We start from the raw sequence: 19,328 nt of genomic DNA on the forward strand, positions 1-19,328 counted from the left end.
AGCCCCCTCGATGGAGGGGGACCGGATCAGAAGTAGTAGCCGATGTTCACGTTGGAACGAAAATACCATTTATTGCTGCCGGAGGACTGGGTGCTGGTCCAGCCGGTGGCGTTTTCGGCTCCACCCCAGGGGTTGGCATTTTGCGCCCAGGTCAAATCAACCCAAACCATCACCGGCATGGCGAAGATCTGTACCCCCAGGGTATTCATTTTAGAGTCTGACCCGCCGTCCTTATCCTTCCACAGCACGCTGTAGTCGTTATAAAAACGCAGTTTTTTTACCGGTCCCCAGGGCACTTCGACATCGCGTGCCAGGTTGATAGACGCGGTAGTGGCCTGTGCCGGAATCAAATAGGCTGGGGTCAGGCCGTTGCCGCCCATTAAAATCACCGAGTTGTTTGCCCCCTCAGGCCCCTTGGCATCATAAGAATAACGGATAACCTGAGTCGACAGATGCCATGGATCGTGGTTCACCAACGCGTGCAGGCCTGCCGCCCAGAAAGAGCCATTATCCCCGGTGGCATGATTATAGAGCCGGGAGCCTGCCAGCGAGCCGCCGAGCTCGTTGTTCCAGTCACCCTGATGGAATTCACGCGTCAGACGCAGGTTAACCTGGTCGCGTTTCTCGTTGGATTGCAAATGCTGCGAGCCGTAGTTGGTGTTTTTCAGATCGTCATAATTGCCCACCTCCGGCGCATAGCGCACGCCCGCCGGCATCATGCGGGGAAAATAGGCTGCATCGAACGCCCAAGCATTGTCATGGTATTGATATTTGGCACCCAGCCCGTTATTAACACCGAAACCGAGGTAAAACGGGATGCCGTAGGACCAACCAAACTGGGGATAGGGCTGCAAACCAAAGGGTTTGAACGGCGCGCCAAGCTGTAGGTCCGAGTTGCCAGTCAGGTGATAACCGACATAAGCACGGTCGATAGCGTATTTCCGGTGATCCTGAAACCAAAAACCAGAATCAAAGAATGCGTCATTATAATTGGCGCTGGTGTCGATGCGGAAGGCGTCAAAACGCAAGTGCGGCGGGTGGCGATAATTGCTACTACCCCAATCCTCATAGCGGTAATTGGCACGCAATGCTCCACCGATATCAATGTTTTTCTTATTATCTTCACTTTGCCAATGAAGGTGAGGAAATACCGGGCTGCTCTTTTTTACCGGCGACCCGGTGACGAGTTTATCCTTGTCTGGTGTGGTGGTGTTGGCGTAACTCATTGGTGATAAAAGTAAAGTTATGATGATGGCCTTACGCATGGCTTTCCCCTGATCAAGACTGACTTTTTAAAAACGAGCGCGTTCCGCCATAAAATAATGGAAGCGTTGCTTGGGTTTTATATATGAGACAAGTTTTGGTTAAGTATTTATTATTTTAACTTTGAGTAAGTTTCAAATATGAAACTTTGTTCCATATTTAATATTGGAACTATAATCCTGACATGGTGTAAGTCAAGAAATAAAAATAGCAGTGCGAATAAAGCGAACATTGCTCACGAAAGGTCAGTTGTCAGGTCACGGAAAGGTGAGGGAGTGCGTGGGTAGGACCAGGAATGTTATTCTGGTTGGGTTTTATGAGGGTAATAAAAACCACTACTGAGTTTCTTTAATATTAATAAATAATGGAATGGCATAGATTTCAGGTCGATTACTTTAAACAGACAATAACCGACCTGAAACTGATATTTTTTGCTGTAAGGATCAGCGGCTGGTCTGGTGACCGATGATGCCGCCCAGCGCTGCGCCGCCCAAGGTCCCCAGCGTGCTGCCGTCGGTCAATACTGCACCACCCAATGCACCTACGCCGGCGCCAATAGCAGTGTTGCGATCGCGGTGAGACATATTCCCGCATGCAGTCACGGAAAGCGTTGCCATGATAACAACCATTACGCCTGCAGCACGTTTAATGTTCATAAGAGTTTCCTGGTAAAGTTGCCTAATTAACAGACAAAGAAAGCACTGGTTAATCGGCCGGTAAAAGTTGAGATGAATGTATTCCTGCGAAAGAAATTAGAATAGGTAAATATTCTTAATTTTTAGCATTCGGATTTTGCCGATCGGCTTCCTGCATTCGTTATGACGATAAAATGAACAGCCTGACTGCAGGACCGAAACAATGGCATGTCACCGGCACCGGGCCGGATAACAGGACTGGCCAGCAGAACTACACGAGTTACAAGCGACATTGACAACGGCATGCCTTGGTTTGCATTAGGGGGAAGAGACAGGGGCTTCTGCCCTCAAGAGAGGGCATTGAAGTTATTTTATAATGATTGACTTAAAGTGAACTCAGAAACCAAATAAACCCACAGACCACCAGCCAAAATAAGCCGCTGACAATAAATACGCCATGCCAGGCATAGCGTTCAAACCACTGAATAGGTGTCCTTTTTATTTTTACCGTTGATGTCGTCATCTTGCTATTGATAGTCAAAGATATCAAATTGCTGAATATCCCCCGTTGATGTTTCTGGAGGGTGAAATTTCTGTTGGCTGACTGTGTTTTTTTAAAAATCACTGGCGTGTTTTTTATGAGTGAGGTGCTGAGATGTTTCTTCGTTTTAATTTTCACCTGTCTCTCCCTGAAACAAATATGTAACAATTTGACCATGTATATCTATTTTTAATAATGCTTTCGCGATAACGATAAGCTGCGTCCATTATTTTTGCACAAACGGGCGTTTACTCACTACTTCATTCCTGCTGTTTGTTTTTGATAATTGCTTTTTAAAATATATTGAATTATATATTTCCATTTAAATCAAACGGATGTGGCATATGTTCCATGTGAAACAAAATTAAATTTTGAACATAATGTGAGTATATCCAGGGCGAGATAGCTTATGAACAGAGACCTCTGCGCACCAATTCAAAGGACATCAAAAATCTCTCTTTAGGCCGTCTCAACCTGAGGGTGATGCTTCACTGCCAGGTTTTGGCCAGCCAGACCAAGATCTCAGCAACACCCGCGCCTGTTGGGGGGCCAGTGCGAATAACGCCACATCATTATTCAGCCCCAGCTTTTGCATTAATCGACGTTTCTGATAGCTGACCGTTTTCACGCTACGTCCTTGTTGATAGGCGATATCTGTCACGCTTAACCCCGTGAGCAGGGCATTCAACACCAACTGTTCACGGGGAGCCAGTAACCGACGACGGACAGTAATATCCGCGCTCAAGGGGGGGCCGAGTAGAGCCCCCAGGGCATACAACATGGCATTGCTGGTCAAAGAGAGTCGAGCCATGGCCGCCTGCTTTTGGTTGCTGACGGTGCGGATATCGCGCTTTAATCTCCAGGCAATAGTGGTCAGAGCCTGACCGCTGAGTAGGGCCTGCATAATAATGCGTTCATTAGCGGTCAACAGATTAGCAAGTTGGGGCGGCAATAGCGGCAGAGGTATGGGTTGTTTGCCGTGAATATCGGTAATGGCAGGTTTCGGTAGTATCATGGTGATGTTTCCCTGGTAGGGGCACGCCTCTTTTTTGGCAATATGTGCATATGGACTGAGTCCGCGGCCAAGGGCATTGGCAAAAAAATAAAAGTTAACTTTTTAGGGGTTTAATTAAAATTCCACCGGTATGACCTGCCTTTCTCTTTGTTTATCATCATAGATATCCCCCTGAAATAATCTTGTGAAAGGTCATATGTATTTATGATTCTTGGCTATGAATTTGTGGGGGATACCCCACGCAATTATTATTATTTTCGCATAAACATATCTTTGGTGAATATTTCATTCTTGCTGTCTTCCTACAATAGTTGCTTTGTTGGGGTATTATTTTATGTATTTTCAATATGAACAAAACCGGGGCGTTGGTTCTTGCAGGCGAGAGCTGCTGGGGGTTCTGTCAGGATGGCGCAGTGATTTTCAGTACCTGGCTTGAGGGACAATCGGCTGGCAGGAAAGAGCATTTTTTTGTATTGCGGTAATGCAACTGTGTAAGTTACATTAGCGACGTTAGGGTGTGATCTGCATCACAGATTGAAATCAAGCAACAATAACCTTAAGAAAACTCAGGGAAATATTTTTTTCTGAGAAGGCTTTTCTCTGCTTAAAAACCAGGTGACGACGATGTTAGAGATGATTGAGAGTTTGGCAACCGTGGTGGTCCTGGTGCCGGTAATGATAGCCGTGTTACTTGGCTCGATTTATGGCCTGGGTGAGCTGTGTAATCTTTTCTCCGCCATAGGCAAAAAGAAAGACTGAATTTAATGATCAGGGGGCGCAATGCCCCCCGACGCAGGTTTAGAGCACGGTGGCCAGAAAGTCACGCGTTCTCTGATGCTGCGGCGCATCCAGTACCTGCTGCGCAGTTCCCGTCTCCACCACTTTCCCCTGATCCATAAAGATGATTTGATCTGCCACCTCGCGGGCAAAACCGATTTCGTGCGTTACTACCACCATGGTCATGCCCGAATGCGTCAGGCCCTTCATGACCTGCAGCACTTCACCCACCAGCTCAGGATCGAGTGCGGAAGTCGGCTCATCGAACAATAACACCTCGGGGTTCATCGCCAACGCGCGGGCAATCGCGACCCGCTGTTGTTGACCGCCCGAAAGTTCGCGTGGCCAGGCGTGGATACGGTGTTCCAGCCCGACGCGGGTCAGCAGGGCCTTTGCCCGTTCCAGCACCACAGATTTCTTTTCCTTTTTAACCAGCAATGGCGCTTCGGTGACGTTTTCCAGCACCGTGCGGTGGGGGAACAGATTGAACTGTTGGAATACCATGCCAATACTTTTGCGTTGTTCGGCGACCTCACGTTCCTTCAGTTCATACAGTTGATGACCTTTTTGGCGATAGCCGATGAGCTGTTCACCCACGCGAATAGTGCCACCGTCGAGTTTCTCCAGGTGGTTGATGCAACGCAGCAGGGTCGATTTCCCCGAGCCGGAAGGGCCGAGGATCACCGTGACCGACCCCGCCGGGATCTGCAGGCTGATATTCTTCAGCACTTCGGTGCCGGAAAAGGACTTCCGCACCTGATTAATCACAATGGCGGCGCTCATGATTCTGCTCCCTGTGCCTGGCTAACCGGGGCCTTACGGCTGCGGAACAGCCAGTTGCTGCCCGTGGCCTGGCTGCCCCGACCAAAGTAACGCTCAACGTAGTGCTGGCCGACCGACAAGATAGAGGTCATCACCAGATACCACAGCGTAGCGACCAGCAGCAGCGGGATCACCTCGTAGGTGCGCTGGTAGATGATCTGCGCCGAATACAGTACGTCCTGCAAGGCAATCACCGACACCACCGCGGTGGTTTTAAGCTGTCCGATCACCTCATTCCCGGCCGGTGGCAGAATTGTGCGCATGGCCTGTGGCAATACTACTCGCCACAGGATCTGCCCACGGCGATAGCCAAGAGCCTTGGCGGCCTCCAACTGACCGCTGCCGACGCTTTGGATACCGGCACGCACAATCTCTGCCGCATAAGCCGACTGATGCATTACCAGGGCGATCACCGCCGCGCTAAAGGTGCTGATAATGGTGTTGGTCGGCGCGCTGGCGACTTCGCCCAGAAAAGGGATCCACAGGCTGATACGCGGATAGAGCGCGGCGATGTTGTACCACAGGAAAAGCTGCACCAGCATCGGTACTGCGCGGAAGAACCAGGTATAGAACCAGCTCACTGCCACCAACACCGGGTTGGCCGACAGGCGCATCAATGCCAGCACTACGCCGCCGGCAAAGCCGAAGAGCACCGAAATTACCGTCAGTTTCAGCGTCATGATCACGCCGTTGATAATCGAGTCTTCGGTGAAGTTTTCCGCCACCACCGCCCATTCAAAGCGCGGGTTGTGCACCATCGAATTGGCGATGATGCCGAGGATCAACAGCACCAGCAGTGCGCTGATCCAACGCCCATAATGCCGATGACCGACGATGCGCAGCTCGGCATCGTCGATGGGGTGTTGCCCACTCATTTTGCGATCTCTTCGTTGATACCGGCAGTTTTCACCGCACCAAAACCGATATCCCAGCCGTCGAGGATTTTTTGGTAGCTACCATCGGCAATCAGCGAGTTCAGCGCCGCCTGCACCGGTTTCACCAGCTCGGAGCCTTTTGGCAAGGCAATGGCGACGGTGGTGCCTTCAATGTTGATGTCGCCGGCCAGTGCCAGCGGTTTCACATGAGTAGCCTGGTAACGCAAGCCTTCATAGGGGCCGAAGAACATCGGTACGCGACCGCTGATCACCGCCTGAACGCCGGCCGGGCGGTCGGGGAAGATCGGAATGGTGATAGCCGGTTTGCCGCCGCTGACGCATTGATCGCTGGCTTGCTGCAAACGGGTGATCTGCGAAGTGCCGGCACCGGCACCGACGGTCTGACCACAAAGCTGTGCCAAATCGGTATAAGGACCAAGTGCCGCATCTTTACGGGCAATCAGCGCCAGTTTGGAGGCATTGTAATAGCCGACGAAATCGACCTGCTGGAAGCGTTTTTTGTTGGCGTCGATGTTGGCCAGCGCCACGTCATAGCGGCCGGATTTCAGGCCGGGAATGATATTGTCGAAGCCGCCGGTATCCTTCCAATGGATCGCTACGCCAAGACGATCGGCAATCGCGCTCATCACATCAATTTCGCGCCCAGCCAGCGTTTTATTGTCCGTTTCATAGAAAGTGGTTGGCGGGGTGTTCGGGTTGGTTCCCGCCACGATGTAACCGGCCTTTTTGATGGCTTCAGGCAGGCTGTCGTGCAGCGCAGGATCGGCGTTGGCCTTAACTGCGGCACGGAAGGGCACATCGCCTTCTGCCGCAAATCCGCTGGCCAGCGGAGCCAGTGTGCCAGCGACCAACAGCAGGGACAGTGCGGTGCGTTTTGTGGTGATTTTCATGATATTCCCCTGCGAATTAAGCCGACTTAACGTTGGCGAAGTTGATTGCCGGTTGCGGCAGGCCCAGGTTTTCACGCAGGGTTGAGTACTGATACTCCTCACGGAACAGGCCACGACGGCGTAACTCCGGGATCACCAGTTCGACGAACAGCTCCAGTTGGTTCGGCAGCACGGCAGGCATGATGTTAAAGCCGTCAGCTCCTTGCTGTTCCAGCCACAGTTGGAAGTCATCGGCGATCTCTTCGGCGGTACCAACCACCACGCGATGTCCTCGTGAACCTGCGGCAACGGCGGCCAATTCACGCAGCGTCAGATTTTCACGCGCGGCCAGATCGGTCAGCAGTTTCACCCGGCTTTGGCCGCCTTCGGTCGCACCCACGTCCGGTACCGGGCCGTCGAGTGGGAAACCGCTCAGGTCAAAGCCAAAACGGGCAGACAACTGCTCGATGCCATTGTCGATATCCACCAACTGATTGAGTTGGTACCAGGTTTCCTGTGCTTCGGCCTTGGTACGGCCGATGATCGGCATCACGCCCGGCAGGATCAGCAAGTGATCCGGGTTGCGGCCGGCATCGGCGACAAATTTCTTCTGGCTGCGATAAAACGCCTGGCCTTCTTCCAGCGTGGCGGCAGCGGTAAACACCACCTCGGCGGTTTCAGCCGCCAACTGCTGCCCGGCCGGTGAGGATCCGGCTTCGATAATCACCGGACGCCCTTGTGGCGAGCGCGAAATGTTCAGCGGTCCCTGTACCGAGAAATGCTTGCCCTTGTGGTTGGCGGCATGGATTTTCTCGTCAATGGCGTAAACGCCGTTTTCTTTGTCACGCACGATGGCGTCTTCTTCCCAGCCGTCCCACAGTTTGTAGCTGGCCTGCAGGAATTCGCGCGCCACTTCATAGCGCTCGGCGTGCGAAGGCAGGTCGTCACGGCTGAAGTTGCGTGCCGCATCGCTGGAGAATGAGGTCACCACGTTCCAGGCTGCACGGCCGTGGCTGATATGGTCAATGGAAGCCATGGCGCGTGCCAAATGGAAAGGCTGGTCAAAAGTAGTGGAGGCGGTGGCCGCTAGCCCGATATGGCGGGTATTAACCGCCAGCGCGGCCAGCAGCGTCAGTGGCTCCAGGCGTGACATCGTAGACGGCAAACGGTGCACGCTGGTCGCCAGCGCATCACCGACGAAGAACATGTCAAAGGTGCCTTCTTCGGCCTTTTGAGCGATCCAGGTAAACCAGTCAATGTCGGTCGGTGAACCGCTGGCACCGGCGGCACGCCAGCCGCCGACGTGGTGACCCAGCGCCTGAACAAACAGGCCGAGACGTAATTGACGCGATGGTGTTGAAGGTGAAGTACTCATAATTATTCCTATATTTATTATTGGTTTAGTAATTTTATTAAGCGGAGCAGCGCCTCGGGCTGCGCTAACGCGCAATCACCCATCACGCTGTCGCTGTCCAGATGCGGCATCAGTTGCAGGATGCTGCGCAGCTTGGCGTTGACGTCGGTTTGGCGGGCGGCCGTTTGCTTTCTGGTGACAACGTCACTAAATTGACGGCCATCATGCAAAGTTAAGGTCACGCGGTGGAAGCGTAACTCTGCATCCAGTTCATCCGGCGGGGCCGTCAGGTCGGCATGGCGTTCAACCCTTGCCGCCAGAGCGGCAATCACCGGGTCCACCGGATTTTCGCCGTAGTGCATCAGTGGCACGGCTCCGCTGTACAGGGCATCGGCGATGACGTATTCCAGGCTGAAACGTGCTTCAACCCCGTTTGACGGACGACGAATATAGGGCGCGGTATCGGCACCAGGCGGAAAACTGACCTGAATGTGGCTGATTGCCGCAGGAATATCGGCAGGGGAAATACCTTGTTCGATCAGACGCTCACGCAGGTTGAATGCCGCTTCGGCGGCGCTGTGGGTGCCACCGCAGGTCGGGTAGCGTTTAAACTCCAGACCCGGTTGCAGAATGCGCCACGGCGCGCCCCAGTCGGCGGTCAACAACTCTGGCCGTTGCCTTCCATCACCGTGCGATTGCAACAGGCTGTCTATCACGCCTTCTGGCTGGCCGGTAAAGCCCGCCTGTGCCAGCAGCACCGCATTGACCGCGGCACGCGCCGCCAATCCTGTATGCAGCGGTTTGGCTGCCGAACCAAACTGGCTGCGTAACCCGGCGGCTTGGGTGGCGGCCAGCCCGAGGGCGATCTGCGTTTGTTCAGGTGTCAGTTGTAAATAGCGTGCCGCTGCCGCACTGGCGGCCACCGCCCCGAGGGTAGCGGTGCTGTGAAAACCTAATTGATAATGCTGAGTCCCGGCCGCCAACCCCAGTCGCCCGGCGGCTTCCACTCCGACCACATAGGCGCTCAGCAGCGCATGTACATCAGGTGTATCGCCGGTCAGCGCCAGCAGCGCAGACAGCACCACCGTAGTTGGGTGGCCGCGTAGCGCAGGGTGATAATCATCAAAATCCAGTGAGTGGCTGACATAGCCAAAGTACAGCGCGCGGTTCTCTGCCCCGATGGGCGGGAATACCGATGTCACCGCCGCCAGGCCGCTGTCGGTGAGTGCGCCCTGGGCGACAGGCAATGCGCAGGCGAAATAATCCATCAGCCCGATACGGGCGGCCGACAGGGCGGAACCCTCGGGCTGGCTATTCAACACCAGACGGGCAAATTGAGCGGTAATTAGCGATGACAAGATATAAAACCTGATTTTTTATGCGGTTATGCACTGGACTGCGATTCAGATTTCATTGTGTGGTGATTTGAACGCACCCGAAAGAACGAACGGGACTTTGATATTTCAAAATGGAATATAGAAAGGGCTGGATAGCGCAGAATACCGAAGGAATAGGCTGTCGCGCCTGCCTTAGACATTTTTGTGCAAAGCAAAGCTGGAATTGAGAATAAGCAGCCACTACGGCGCTCAGCATCAGGCTTTATCACCGGATGAACGCCGTAGTGAGCGATGACGTTATTTAATCATCGCCATCACACGTTTGAACATGGCGCTGTCAGCATTGGCCAACTCATTCACCAGGGTGAAATGGTTGCTGTGCCGGTCTTCCAGCAGGGTGACATCAAGCCCTTTCTCACGGCAGGCGGTGTAATAAGCCAGCGTCTGGTTTTTAAAACCCTGGGTTTCTTTGGCCCCTACGTCGAGCAGGATCTGCGGTGCATTGGCCTTTTCCGGCAGCATAAACAGCGGACTGAGCGTTAGCGCCTGCTCCGCGGTCAGGCGCATCCAGTCATTCACGTAGATATCACACAGCGGGCGAATGTCGAACAGGCCGCTCAACGCCAGTGCGCCTTTAATCACATTCACCGGCAACTGATAAAGGTGCTGCCAGTCATCGGCGATCAGCATGCCACTCAGGTGGCCACCGGCCGAGCTGCCACTGACAAAAATACGCTCGGGATCGATGCCATATTGGCCGGCATGGTGGTAAAGCCAGGCTATCGCGCTGCGCACCTCGCGGACGATTTCCGCCAACGTAGCTTCCGGTTGCAGGGTATATTCCAGCGTCGCCACCGCTACGCCGTGACGGGTGAAACTGGCGGCCATCGAACAGGCTTCTTCTTTGCGCTGGGAATGCCAATAACCGCCATGAATAAAGACCAACAGGGGCGAAGGCTGGGTGGTGGCCGGGAACAGATCAAGGCGTTCGGCAACGCCCATGCCGTAGTGAATGTCATAGATCCCCGGTGTTTGTGCTTTGGCCTGGGCGGCCAGCGTCGCATATTGCGCCATGCAAGCGTCAAAATCTTCTACCGAAGCGCGGGCGTTGTATTGCTCGGCACGCACGGACAGGTCATCAAACAGCAGATCGATTTTCATCTTGTCTCCTTGTGTGGTTCCTCATCATCTGCCTGAAGCGGATTTGAAGTTTGATCCTTAATGCTGACCGATGACATGGCGTCATATGCATTAATAAACTGCATAGGCTGCGCCTTCCGCCATATCATGGGCTGACATAGGCTACTGACAGGTTCTTTCAGGAGTCAGTACTATGAAGCTAATTACTCAATCTGCGGTGGGCAGCCCCCATTCCGGCGGCATTCTCACCGGTCTTTCTCTGACCATGCTGGTTTCATCGCTGGGCGCCAGCATTGCCAACATCGGTTTGCCCACGCTGGCACAGGCGTTCAACACGTCGTTTCAGGCGGTGCAGTGGGTGGTAATCGTCTACCTGCTGGCCATTACCACTTCCATTATCGCCATAGGGCGTCTGGGGGATCGGATCGGCCGCCGCCGCTTGCTGCTGATGGGCATTGCCTTGTTCACCCTTGCCTCAGGACTGTGCGCCGCCGCACCGGATATCTGGCTGCTGTTGGCGGCACGCATTGCCCAGGGGATGGGGGCCGCAGTGATGATGGCGATGACTATGGCACTGGTGGGTGAGACGCTGGGAAAAGAAAACACCGGCCGTGCTATGGGGTTGCTTGGCAGCATGTCGGCTATCGGTACCGCGCTTGGGCCTACGCTCGGCGGCGCGTTGATTTTTGGCTTCGGCTGGCGGGCGATGTTTCTGGTGAGCCTTCCTATGGGCGGGCTGGCATTTATGCTGATATATCGCTATTTGCCGGTGGGCCAGCCGCAGTCGCAAAAAGATAACGGCAATTTTGATCTGCCCGGGACTTTGCTGCTCGGTCTGACGCTGGCCTGCTACGCGCTGTCGATGACGCTGGGGCATGGTAACTTCGGTGTCATCAATTTGCTGTTGTTACTCTGTGCGGCGCTGGGGATCGGACTGTTTGTACGGCTGGAAAACACCACGACCTCTCCCTTAATACAGTTGGCGCTGTTCCGCCAGGCTGGGCTGAGTGTCGGGTTGGTGATGAGTGCACTGGTCATGACGGTGATGATGACATCGTTGGTGGTAGGGCCGTTTTATCTGACGCATGGTCTGGGGTTGGCGGTGGGACAGGCCGGACTGGCGATGTCAGCCGGGCCGTTGGTGGCTGCTTTGCTCGGCGTGCCGGCCGGTCGGCTGGTGGATCGTCTGGGGGCACAAAAAATCACCGCCGTGGGCCTGGTGATCATGACCCTGGGGGCCGGCGTAATGTCGATGATGACGCTCAATCAGGGGGTCTTTGGCTACGTGACTCCCCTTTGCCTGATTACTCTGGGCTATACGCTATTTCAGGTCGCCAATAATACCGCGCTGATGAAGCATGCAGCCCCTGAGCAGCGCGGGGTGATCTCCGGCATGGTTAACCTCTCACGTAATCTTGGCCTGATCACCGGGGCCTCTGCCATGGGCGCTTTGTTTATGCTGGCGGCAAACACCGGTGATATCACGATGGCAACGGCGGAGGCGGTATCAAACGGCATGCGTGTGACTTACCTGGTGGCAGGCGTGTTGGCGGCAATAGCACTGGTGATGACCCTCAGAAGCCATGCCGCCATTAAACCGGAAGGGGATTACAGCAGGTCGCCGCGGTAGGCGATGAAAATGAATTCTCAGCCCAAATACTCGATGATCGACAAACCGCCGTTGTAATCCGTGCTGTAGATAATGCCCTGGGCGTCGACAAACACGTCGCAGGATTGGATCACCTGCGGGCGGTCCGGGCGTTTATCCATCATCGTTTCTGGGGCGGCGGGCACTAAAGCCCCGGTTTCTTTCGGTTGATAAGGGTTGCTGATGTCATAGGCGCGCACACCGGCATTTTGGTAGGTGGCAAAAATCAGCGTTGAGCTGATAAAACTGCCGGGGCGGTTCTCATGCAGGTTATGTGGCCCGAAATGCGCCCCCTTGCTGATGTAATCGCGTTCCTCCGGCTGCGGGAAGGTGGCAATGCTCACCGGGTTGGACGGTTGGCGGATATCAAATAGCCAGATCAGTTTTTCGCCGTCCTGCTGGTTATCGAGCACTGCCTCATCCAGCACTACCAGCAGATCCCGGTCCGGCAGTGGCAGCGCGGTGTGAGTACCGCCACCAAAAGGGGGGCTCCAGTTGCGGTGGGCGATTAACTGCGGTTGGCTGCGATCTTTGATATCCAGCAGGGTCAGGCCGCCATCGCGCCAACTGGCATAGGCGGTATCGCCGCTGATAATGGCATGGTGCAGGGCGTAGCGTTTGCCTTCCGGCCAGTTTGGTGTTTCTCCACCGGCGCTGTGCATGCCCGGCAACCACCAGCGGCCGGCGATCTGCGGATTGCGTGGATCGGCCAAATCGACGGTCAGAAAAATGTAGTCACTGTAGCCGTCAATCAGGGCGGAAACGTAGGCCCAGCGGCCACCGACATACCAGATGCGGTGGACGCCGATCCCCTCCAGTGCCAAAAAACCGATCTCCTTTGGCTGGTCCGGGGTAGAAATATCGAAAATTCGCACCCCGGCACTCCAGCCGCGGGCGTCATTGCCTGACACCGTCTGGCTGATGGCGCGGGTGTAGTAGACCTTCTCATCGGCGAAACGGGCATCGGCAAACAAATCGCGAGCGTTGATCACCAGCAGCAAATCATCGTGCGCCTGTAAATGTACGTTCCAGGTACCCGGCGGCGCGGGGACAAAACCGGCCGCACGCGGATTTTTCACGTCACGCACATCGACGATAGAAAACCCCTGCGAAACCATATGCCCGATATAGGCATAACCCCGGTGAACCATAACCTGCACGCCGTCAGGCTTACCGCCCTGATCGCTGTGGCCGATCAGCCGCATATTGCGGCTGTACTCGGGTTGGGGAAGCGCTCGCGATGCCATTTTCGTTCCTTATTTCTTAGCCTGTTGCGCTTCAAGCGTGGCAAACCACGGCGCGATAAAATCGTCCGATTTGCCCCAGCCAGGAATGACTTTGGCCAGTGACGCGACGTTGGTGGCATCCGGGTGGCTGAGCAACAGATCCTGTGGGATGGCAGCGGCTTTAAATTCATAGGTCGCCGGGGTTTTCTCTCCGGCAATCTTATTGGCCACCAGACGCAGGTTAACGGCACCAATCAGCTTGGGATCGACCGCCACGCTAAGCTTCCAGGCGCTGCCCTTGGCACGCATCAGCGCCAGATCCTGGTTCGAAATATCAATGCTGTAGAGTTTGATTTCGGTGCGGCCATTCTCTTCCAGAGCCTTGTAGGCACCCTGGCTAAACGCATCCCAGGTTCCCCAAATGGCGTCGATTTTGCCCTTTGGATACTTGGCCAGGATCGCGCCGATTTTGTTGGCGGTGTCACCCTGAACGTCGGAGGATACCGCGCCGATGGACTCAAGCTCCTTGATGCCCGGCTGATCCTTCAGCACCTTTTGATACTGCGCCTGACGCCGCTCCATCGGTGGGAAACCCGCCACCCACAGCTTGACGATATTGGCTTTGCCGTCGAAGTCTTTCACCAGTTGGCCGAATGAAAGATCGGTCAACGAAGCATCATCCTGCTGGCTGATGGTTACCCCAGGGATCTCACCCTGTACGGCGGTATCGAAGGCGGCCACCGCAATACCGCTGTCGGCAATGCGTTTCAACAGGGCGGTGGAATAGGGGTCACGTCCCTGAGACAGGATAATGCCGTCGTACTTCTGGCTGATGGCCTGGTTGACGAAGTCCTGGAACTTGGCATCGTCACCGTTGGTCAGGAAGGTATTGACCTGGAAACCCAGTTTGCGGCCTTCCTGCACCGCGCCGCTGACAAACTGCGTGGTATTGTCGTCAGACCCCAGATTGCGGATCACCGCGATACGGATTGGTCCCTGGTGATTGGCAATCGCCGCCGGGATCGGCGCGGTGGCAGGGGCGGAGAACGCGGGAAATACGGCGAACAGGCTTAACGCCAGTAGTGAGGTGTTGAACAGTTTCATTAAATTTTACCCTGCATGGTTAAGCATCATTAAAAACGGGAGGACAATTCATCGTCACCATTGGGATGGTTGTTTATTCAAAGAATGAATTGAAGCCGTCAGTTTCCACGCGGGCGGAACGGATGACAATGAACGAAAAATCATAAGCTAATGCTAAAGAGTATTAGGCAACGTTAAACTCGCCTTTATGATGGCAAGATCAGACAAAATAAGGACTTGAACATGAGTGATAGCCACATTCGCGTGGTCGCCGGCCCCGCCAACTATTTTGCTTACCCTGGGGCCATTGACCAACTGGCGCAATTTTATTCCCCGCAACAGTTGAACAATGCGCTGTGGGTGTATGGCGAACGTGCGCTGGTCGCGGCCAAATCCTGGCTACCGGCGGTGTTTGATGCTGCCGATGCCCGCCGGGTGTTGTTCGACAGCCACTGTAGCGAAACCACGGTGCAGGATATCGTGCAACAGGCCGGGACAGATCGTCAGGTGGTGATTGGCGTTGGCGGCGGTGCGGTACTGGACACCGCCAAAGTGGTGGCCCGTCGGTTGGGCTTACCCGTGGTGGCTATCCCGACCATTGCCGCCACCTGCGCCGCCTGGACACCGCTTTCAGTGTGGTACAACGACCAAGGGCAAGCGCTGCGCTACGAGATATTCAACGATGCCAATCATCTGGTATTGGTCGAGCCGGAAATTATTCTGCGCGCGCCAAAAGAGTATTTGCTGGCCGGTATCGGCGATACCCTGGCGAAATGGTACGAAGCAGTGGTGCTCAGCCCGCAACCGGAACGCTTGCCGTTGACCGTGCAACTGGGGTTCAATACCGCGCTGACCCTGCGTGACGTGCTGCTGACCGAAAGTGAGGCAGCGCTAAAGGCGCAGGCGCAAGGGCAATTGAGCCAGGCCTTCCTCAATGTGCTGGAAGCCATTATTGCCGGCGGTGGCCTGGTGGGCGGACTGGGCGATCGTTATACCCGCATTGCGGCAGCGCATTCTGTGCACAACGGCCTGACCGCGCTGCCGCAGACCGATGCCTTCCTGCATGGCACCAAAGTCGCCTATGGCATTCTGGTGCAAAGTGCATTGCTGGGGCAGCAGGACACCGTGGCTCAGTTGATTGCGCTGTATCACCGCCTGGATCTGCCCGTCAGTCTGGCGGCGTTGCAGGTGGACATTCACGATGAGGTGCAAATCAAACGGTTGATTGAGCGCACCCTGCAAGCGGGAGAATCCATTCATTTGCTGCCGCTGGCGCTTAACGAAACCCTATTGCGTAGCGCGTTGAGTTATGTGGAATCACAGACGGCTTAACAGCGTTGTTTCTGCGTAGCCTGCTGTGGATGCCAACAGCAGGCTAACAGTCATTCAAGGCACGTAAATAATCTCAAAGCTGGAGGTTTTATCGTCGTAGGGCGTCATGCCGCCATCAACGTAGAAAACCTGCAGGTCGTAATGATAAACCAGTTTTTTATCCGGATTGAGGATCAGATCCAATGCCGAAACTTTGACCGTCACGTCATGGCTGGGGTGCTCTTTGGTCAATTCAACCGTCTGGTTGTCGATGTTCACCAAAATGCGTTTGATCGGGCGTGGCCCTGAGGGATCGTAAGCGCCGCTGTCGCTTCTGAATTCAACGGTTTTGTAGATGTCCACCGGGGCGGACTGTTGGATAAAGTCGAGCACCTTGCTCTGGTATTTGGCGTCCAGCGCCAGCACCACCGGCAGATGATCCGGGTTAAAGCCGGTAAATTGCACCGCCAGATAGCCTTTCAACAACAGGTTTTGCGGTGAACGGTTAAATAATGCGTCCCAGATCAGCGCGAACTGCCGGGCGGGCAAGGTGAATGAATCGACAATCCCGCTTTGCAGGTTGATCAGCGCATTTTTTTCCTCGGTTTTCCCCTCTGGCAATGCCAACTGCAACACCAGCGAGTCGGCGTTGGCGAAAGGGGCCAATCGGGCATCCGGCTGCATGTGTGAAAACTGTGCCGTGGCGTTAGCAATGCGCCCCTGGTTCACTTTGGGTGACAGGAAGTAGTCAAAGGTCACCTTGATCTCATCGAGCGAGGTGGCGTGCTCGCCGGCAGAGAATGAAATCGACAGCATCGGTTTGCCGTCGGTATCGGTGGCCAACAGGAAAGTGTCCGGCAGGTAGTAAAGGGAATTTTTGCGCACATAGTCCTGATAGTAGTTGTACCAAAGCTGCTGATACTCCAGTGGGGTGAGGATCAGCTGTAGACGAGCCGGTGGTGGCAAAATACCCTGATAGATGTACGGATAGTAGTTTTCGGCAAAGTAGAAAACTTTAGGGTCAGTGACGGTATTGGTGATGCCATGATCGGTTTTTATGGCGACCACCAGCGTGGTTTGCGCATCGTAATCAGACAGGGCCTGCAGCAAGGCATCGCGCTGCTCCAGCTTGTACAGATCAAGCTGTGCCTGATAGCGATTTTCCTGCGATGTCAGCATCACCTGGTCGAAGATCATCTCTTCGACGCTGCCAAAGCGGGTGAAACTCAGAACCACATAGGGAACCTGCGGCACCTGGCGACTCAGGGCGAAATCCAGCTGCATGCGCCAACTGGTGCCGTCGGTGCTGGTGGCAATCTGGTAACGGGTTTCACCTGAGACGATCTCGGTACAGACCTCGGTGGTCATCTCGTCCGCCAGCACCCGCGGGGCAGCCCGATAGCGTAGCTGCCTGGCCTCGACGTCAGGAAACTGTTCGCGCGCATTCTGCAGAATAATTTGGTTCAGTGTCACCAGGTCATTGAGAAAGGTATTCATGGTTATCCTCATTGCGTTCAGTTTGGGCCAGAGTTCTGAATTGGTTCAGGCAGGACGAGGTCCAGAGGAAGCGTCCGTCATGTCGACGATACAGCGGGCTTTCCAAGCGGTCGGCGGGCCAGTGCCAGTGGGCCAATGCGTCAATCACCGGCGTGAGCTGCGGGATCCCCGCCAGCCTGGCGTACTTCAGAGCGGCGCGCCATTCGTTGGGGTGGGCGTAATAGGGGGTCAGAATACTGAGTCGGTCGTAACGGTGGTCGCTCCATTGCACTGCCTGATTCAGCATCTGAATAATGCGCCGATAGGCTGGCAATACGGCGTCGCTTCCGGCCACCAACGTATGGAGTAAAATCAGCGCATTGGTATTTACACAACAATCCAGTTGGCGAATATCATTGTCGTCCTTCATCCAGGTATGAAAGCTTTGGCACTCTGCCCATTGGTGCTGTTCGGCAGCCTGACGGGGATCAACCCGGCGGATCTGGTAGCCGTTCATCTGTGCAATCGTCTGCCTGACCTGTGCCAGCGAAATACGCCCAAACTTGTACAGCAGCTCGGTAATGATGGCGGTGTCGTCAATGTCGGCGCAAATACGCTGATTGGCCATCCACTGGGGATGGGCCGCCGTCGGCCAAAAACTGAAGTGGAACGGGCGGGTTTCGCAGGCGATTAAAAAAACCAGCGCCCTCTCAATAAACGGAGCGGTCTGTGGGGTGTAATCCAGGGTGCGTAACACCTGCGCGGTAACAAAGGCATTTTCATCCTGATGCCAGCGTCCGTCCGGCGTTCGGACATGGGCGGTAAAGGCACCGCTGGCACACTGTTGCTCAAGTAACGCCGTCAGACTGGAGCGGACAGTCCTTATGGTGGAGGGCGCCGGACTCAGCGGTATCTCCTCGAAGTGGGTATTTTGCGGGCTGAAAGTACAGCTGATGGCCTGACGACCCTGCATATCTACCGAAAACCCTACCACGTTGAATTGCAGCGGAACCTGCGCGATCATTGCGCATTGCAACAAGGGCATGGTTTGGCGGCGTTGGGTCAGCAAGGCTTGCACCGCAGGGAACACCCGCGAGTTATCACCAAAGAAGCTGGCCGCCATGGTGAACAGCGTGAAGCTTTCCAGTTCGTCGCCGGGGCCGTAAACCAGGCTAAAACCGTAGGTGGTGGCAGGAAAACCTTCACTGCTCAAGGTCTGTTGCAGGGCGTGGCCTAGCAGCGGTATCAGCGTAGGGAACAGCCGTTCGCAGCTGAAAAAGGTCATCACTGCCGCAATCTCGGCATCAGTGATGCGGGCGCTGTGCCACTGAAAGTAATATTCACGTGGTGAGTCGGGCTGCTGGGGATAATAGCCCACCATCAGTAGTGACAATCCCGCCTGTTGGCAGGCAACGGCAGGGTAATCCTTCACGCCGCCGGGCCAACCGTCCGGGTCTGGAGTTCCGGGCGGCACTTCGGAATACACTTTGGTTTTCACCGTCTCCGGACTGTATTTTCGTCCCAGCCAGGATCCAAACCGCAGTGGCTGTGTGCTCTGGCGCTGCATGTGGCCGACTGCCGCCAAACAGCTTTCGACCTTCTGCTGAGATGGCGAAAGGGTCAGTTGCTGGTAGTGCCGGTAAAAATTTTCAACTCCCCGATCTTCGGCGTAACGCGGCAAAAAGGGATCCAACGTGCAGGAAAGTGCCTGCGGGTTAGACGACGAAACGGTGAACTCGAGCGGGCAGCCGTTATACCCCAGCAGACTGGTGTTAAAGGCGGCCGCCAGGCAGCCGGAGGCCAGGCGTGCCTGGCTGAATCGGGCGATCTCGGGCACCAGCGTGGTGTGTAAGTACGGCGCTTCCTGACACAGGGCGCTTACCAGGGCGTTCCATGCCGCTGGTAATACTGCATGGCGTTCGACCATCGTCAGTC

General features: G+C 54.9%; 17 protein-coding genes. 3 read left to right on the forward strand and 14 right to left on the reverse strand.

Features of this window, described 5'->3' with window-relative positions; all coding sequences use genetic code 11:
- Positions 1 to 26: 26 nt before the first annotated feature.
- From QOT07_RS12040 to QOT07_RS12055, 4 genes are all read right to left on the reverse strand, one after another.
- Positions 27 to 1,265 carry a hypothetical protein gene (locus tag QOT07_RS12040; protein WP_099061952.1) on the reverse strand — a complete coding sequence of 413 codons (1,239 nt, stop codon included), beginning with the start codon at positions 1,263 to 1,265 and terminating at the stop codon, positions 27 to 29.
- 441 nt (positions 1,266 to 1,706) lie between these two features.
- Positions 1,707 to 1,919, reverse strand: a complete 213-nt coding sequence (gene osmB / locus QOT07_RS12045; protein ID WP_085116717.1) for an osmotically-inducible lipoprotein OsmB — start codon at positions 1,917 to 1,919, stop codon at positions 1,707 to 1,709.
- A 364-nt stretch (positions 1,920 to 2,283) separates the two neighbouring features.
- A complete protein-coding gene (locus tag QOT07_RS12050; protein WP_099061953.1) occupies positions 2,284 to 2,577 on the reverse strand; it encodes a hypothetical protein in 294 nt (97 codons plus the stop codon).
- 331 nt (positions 2,578 to 2,908) lie between these two features.
- Complete coding sequence (locus QOT07_RS12055) at positions 2,909 to 3,454, reverse strand: helix-turn-helix transcriptional regulator (protein ID WP_099061954.1); 546 nt, start codon at positions 3,452 to 3,454, stop codon at positions 2,909 to 2,911.
- A 624-nt stretch (positions 3,455 to 4,078) separates the two neighbouring features.
- On the opposite strand from QOT07_RS12055, the gene QOT07_RS12060 reads away from it, so the two are divergent.
- The gene (locus tag QOT07_RS12060) at positions 4,079 to 4,213 is read left to right on the forward strand and encodes an AcrZ family multidrug efflux pump-associated protein (RefSeq protein WP_099061955.1); all 135 of its coding nucleotides are present in this window, start codon (positions 4,079 to 4,081) and stop codon (positions 4,211 to 4,213) included.
- Positions 4,214 to 4,252: 39 nt separating this feature from the next.
- On the opposite strand, the gene QOT07_RS12065 is transcribed toward QOT07_RS12060, so the two are convergent.
- The 6 genes from QOT07_RS12065 to QOT07_RS12090 all read right to left on the reverse strand — a co-directional run bounded on the left by QOT07_RS12065 (position 4,253) and on the right by QOT07_RS12090 (position 10,670).
- On the reverse strand, positions 4,253 to 5,014 hold the full coding sequence (locus tag QOT07_RS12065) for an amino acid ABC transporter ATP-binding protein (RefSeq protein ID WP_099061956.1): 762 nt from the start codon (positions 5,012 to 5,014) through the stop codon (positions 4,253 to 4,255).
- On the reverse strand, positions 5,011 to 5,928 hold the full coding sequence (locus QOT07_RS12070) for an amino acid ABC transporter permease (RefSeq protein WP_283603207.1): 918 nt from the start codon (positions 5,926 to 5,928) through the stop codon (positions 5,011 to 5,013). The genes QOT07_RS12065 and QOT07_RS12070 overlap by 4 nt, the downstream gene beginning before the upstream one ends.
- Positions 5,925 to 6,839, reverse strand: a complete 915-nt coding sequence (locus QOT07_RS12075; RefSeq protein WP_283603208.1) for an ABC transporter substrate-binding protein — start codon at positions 6,837 to 6,839, stop codon at positions 5,925 to 5,927. Before QOT07_RS12075 ends, QOT07_RS12070 begins: the two co-directional genes overlap by 4 nt.
- Before the next feature lie 16 nt (positions 6,840 to 6,855).
- Positions 6,856 to 8,193, reverse strand: a complete 1,338-nt coding sequence (locus QOT07_RS12080; protein WP_099061959.1) for an LLM class flavin-dependent oxidoreductase — start codon at positions 8,191 to 8,193, stop codon at positions 6,856 to 6,858.
- Positions 8,194 to 8,210: 17 nt separating this feature from the next.
- Positions 8,211 to 9,530 (reverse strand): MmgE/PrpD family protein, encoded by a 1,320-nt coding sequence (locus tag QOT07_RS12085; RefSeq protein WP_283603209.1) that lies wholly within the window; start codon positions 9,528 to 9,530, stop codon positions 8,211 to 8,213.
- 276 nt (positions 9,531 to 9,806) lie between these two features.
- Positions 9,807 to 10,670: an alpha/beta hydrolase gene (locus QOT07_RS12090; protein WP_283603210.1), complete on the reverse strand. Its 864-nt coding sequence runs from the start codon at positions 10,668 to 10,670 to the stop codon at positions 9,807 to 9,809.
- A gap of 172 nt (positions 10,671 to 10,842) precedes the next feature.
- Between QOT07_RS12090 and QOT07_RS12095 the strand changes: the two genes are divergently transcribed.
- Positions 10,843 to 12,279 (forward strand): MFS transporter, encoded by a 1,437-nt coding sequence (locus tag QOT07_RS12095; protein WP_283603212.1) that lies wholly within the window; start codon positions 10,843 to 10,845, stop codon positions 12,277 to 12,279.
- 17 nt (positions 12,280 to 12,296) lie between these two features.
- Here QOT07_RS12095 and QOT07_RS12100 read toward each other — a convergent pair whose 3' ends face one another.
- On the reverse strand, positions 12,297 to 13,544 hold the full coding sequence (locus QOT07_RS12100) for an LVIVD repeat-containing protein (protein WP_085116723.1): 1,248 nt from the start codon (positions 13,542 to 13,544) through the stop codon (positions 12,297 to 12,299).
- Between the two features lie 9 nt (positions 13,545 to 13,553).
- On the reverse strand, positions 13,554 to 14,627 hold the full coding sequence (locus QOT07_RS12105) for a sugar ABC transporter substrate-binding protein (protein ID WP_283603213.1): 1,074 nt from the start codon (positions 14,625 to 14,627) through the stop codon (positions 13,554 to 13,556).
- 222 nt (positions 14,628 to 14,849) lie between these two features.
- On the opposite strand from QOT07_RS12105, the gene QOT07_RS12110 reads away from it, so the two are divergent.
- Complete coding sequence (locus QOT07_RS12110) at positions 14,850 to 15,938, forward strand: oxidoreductase (RefSeq protein ID WP_283603215.1); 1,089 nt, start codon at positions 14,850 to 14,852, stop codon at positions 15,936 to 15,938.
- Positions 15,939 to 15,992: 54 nt separating this feature from the next.
- On the opposite strand, the gene QOT07_RS12115 is transcribed toward QOT07_RS12110, so the two are convergent.
- Together QOT07_RS12115 and QOT07_RS12120 are read right to left on the reverse strand one after the other, a co-directional pair.
- Complete coding sequence (locus tag QOT07_RS12115) at positions 15,993 to 17,414, reverse strand: hypothetical protein (protein ID WP_283603216.1); 1,422 nt, start codon at positions 17,412 to 17,414, stop codon at positions 15,993 to 15,995.
- On the reverse strand, positions 17,395 to 19,320 hold the full coding sequence (locus QOT07_RS12120) for a hypothetical protein (RefSeq protein WP_283603217.1): 1,926 nt from the start codon (positions 19,318 to 19,320) through the stop codon (positions 17,395 to 17,397). The genes QOT07_RS12115 and QOT07_RS12120 overlap by 20 nt, the downstream gene beginning before the upstream one ends.
- Positions 19,321 to 19,328: the final 8 nt, after the last annotated feature.

The sequence above is a fragment of the Serratia proteamaculans genome (assembly GCF_949794035.1).
GTDB classification, from domain to species: Bacteria; Pseudomonadota; Gammaproteobacteria; order Enterobacterales; family Enterobacteriaceae; genus Serratia; species Serratia proteamaculans.

Bases quoted from the DNA above. Each gene is read 5' to 3' on its own strand.
- QOT07_RS12040 (WP_099061952.1), bottom strand. From the start codon at position 1,265: ATGCGTAAGGCCATCATCATAACTTTACTTTTATCACCAATGAGTTAC.
- osmB (WP_085116717.1), bottom strand. From the start codon at position 1,919: ATGAACATTAAACGTGCTGCAGGCGTAATGGTTGTTATCATGGCAACG.
- QOT07_RS12055 (WP_099061954.1), bottom strand. From the start codon at position 3,454: ATGATACTACCGAAACCTGCCATTACCGATATTCACGGCAAACAACCC.
- QOT07_RS12060 (WP_099061955.1), top strand. From the start codon at position 4,079: ATGTTAGAGATGATTGAGAGTTTGGCAACCGTGGTGGTCCTGGTGCCG.
- QOT07_RS12065 (WP_099061956.1), bottom strand. From the start codon at position 5,014: ATGAGCGCCGCCATTGTGATTAATCAGGTGCGGAAGTCCTTTTCCGGC.
- QOT07_RS12070 (WP_283603207.1), bottom strand. From the start codon at position 5,928: ATGAGTGGGCAACACCCCATCGACGATGCCGAGCTGCGCATCGTCGGT.
- QOT07_RS12075 (WP_283603208.1), bottom strand. From the start codon at position 6,839: ATGAAAATCACCACAAAACGCACCGCACTGTCCCTGCTGTTGGTCGCT.
- QOT07_RS12080 (WP_099061959.1), bottom strand. From the start codon at position 8,193: ATGAGTACTTCACCTTCAACACCATCGCGTCAATTACGTCTCGGCCTG.
- QOT07_RS12090 (WP_283603210.1), bottom strand. From the start codon at position 10,670: ATGAAAATCGATCTGCTGTTTGATGACCTGTCCGTGCGTGCCGAGCAA.
- QOT07_RS12095 (WP_283603212.1), top strand. From the start codon at position 10,843: ATGAAGCTAATTACTCAATCTGCGGTGGGCAGCCCCCATTCCGGCGGC.
- QOT07_RS12100 (WP_085116723.1), bottom strand. From the start codon at position 13,544: ATGGCATCGCGAGCGCTTCCCCAACCCGAGTACAGCCGCAATATGCGG.
- QOT07_RS12105 (WP_283603213.1), bottom strand. From the start codon at position 14,627: ATGAAACTGTTCAACACCTCACTACTGGCGTTAAGCCTGTTCGCCGTA.
- QOT07_RS12110 (WP_283603215.1), top strand. From the start codon at position 14,850: ATGAGTGATAGCCACATTCGCGTGGTCGCCGGCCCCGCCAACTATTTT.
- QOT07_RS12115 (WP_283603216.1), bottom strand. From the start codon at position 17,414: ATGAATACCTTTCTCAATGACCTGGTGACACTGAACCAAATTATTCTG.
- QOT07_RS12120 (WP_283603217.1), bottom strand. From the start codon at position 19,320: ATGGTCGAACGCCATGCAGTATTACCAGCGGCATGGAACGCCCTGGTA.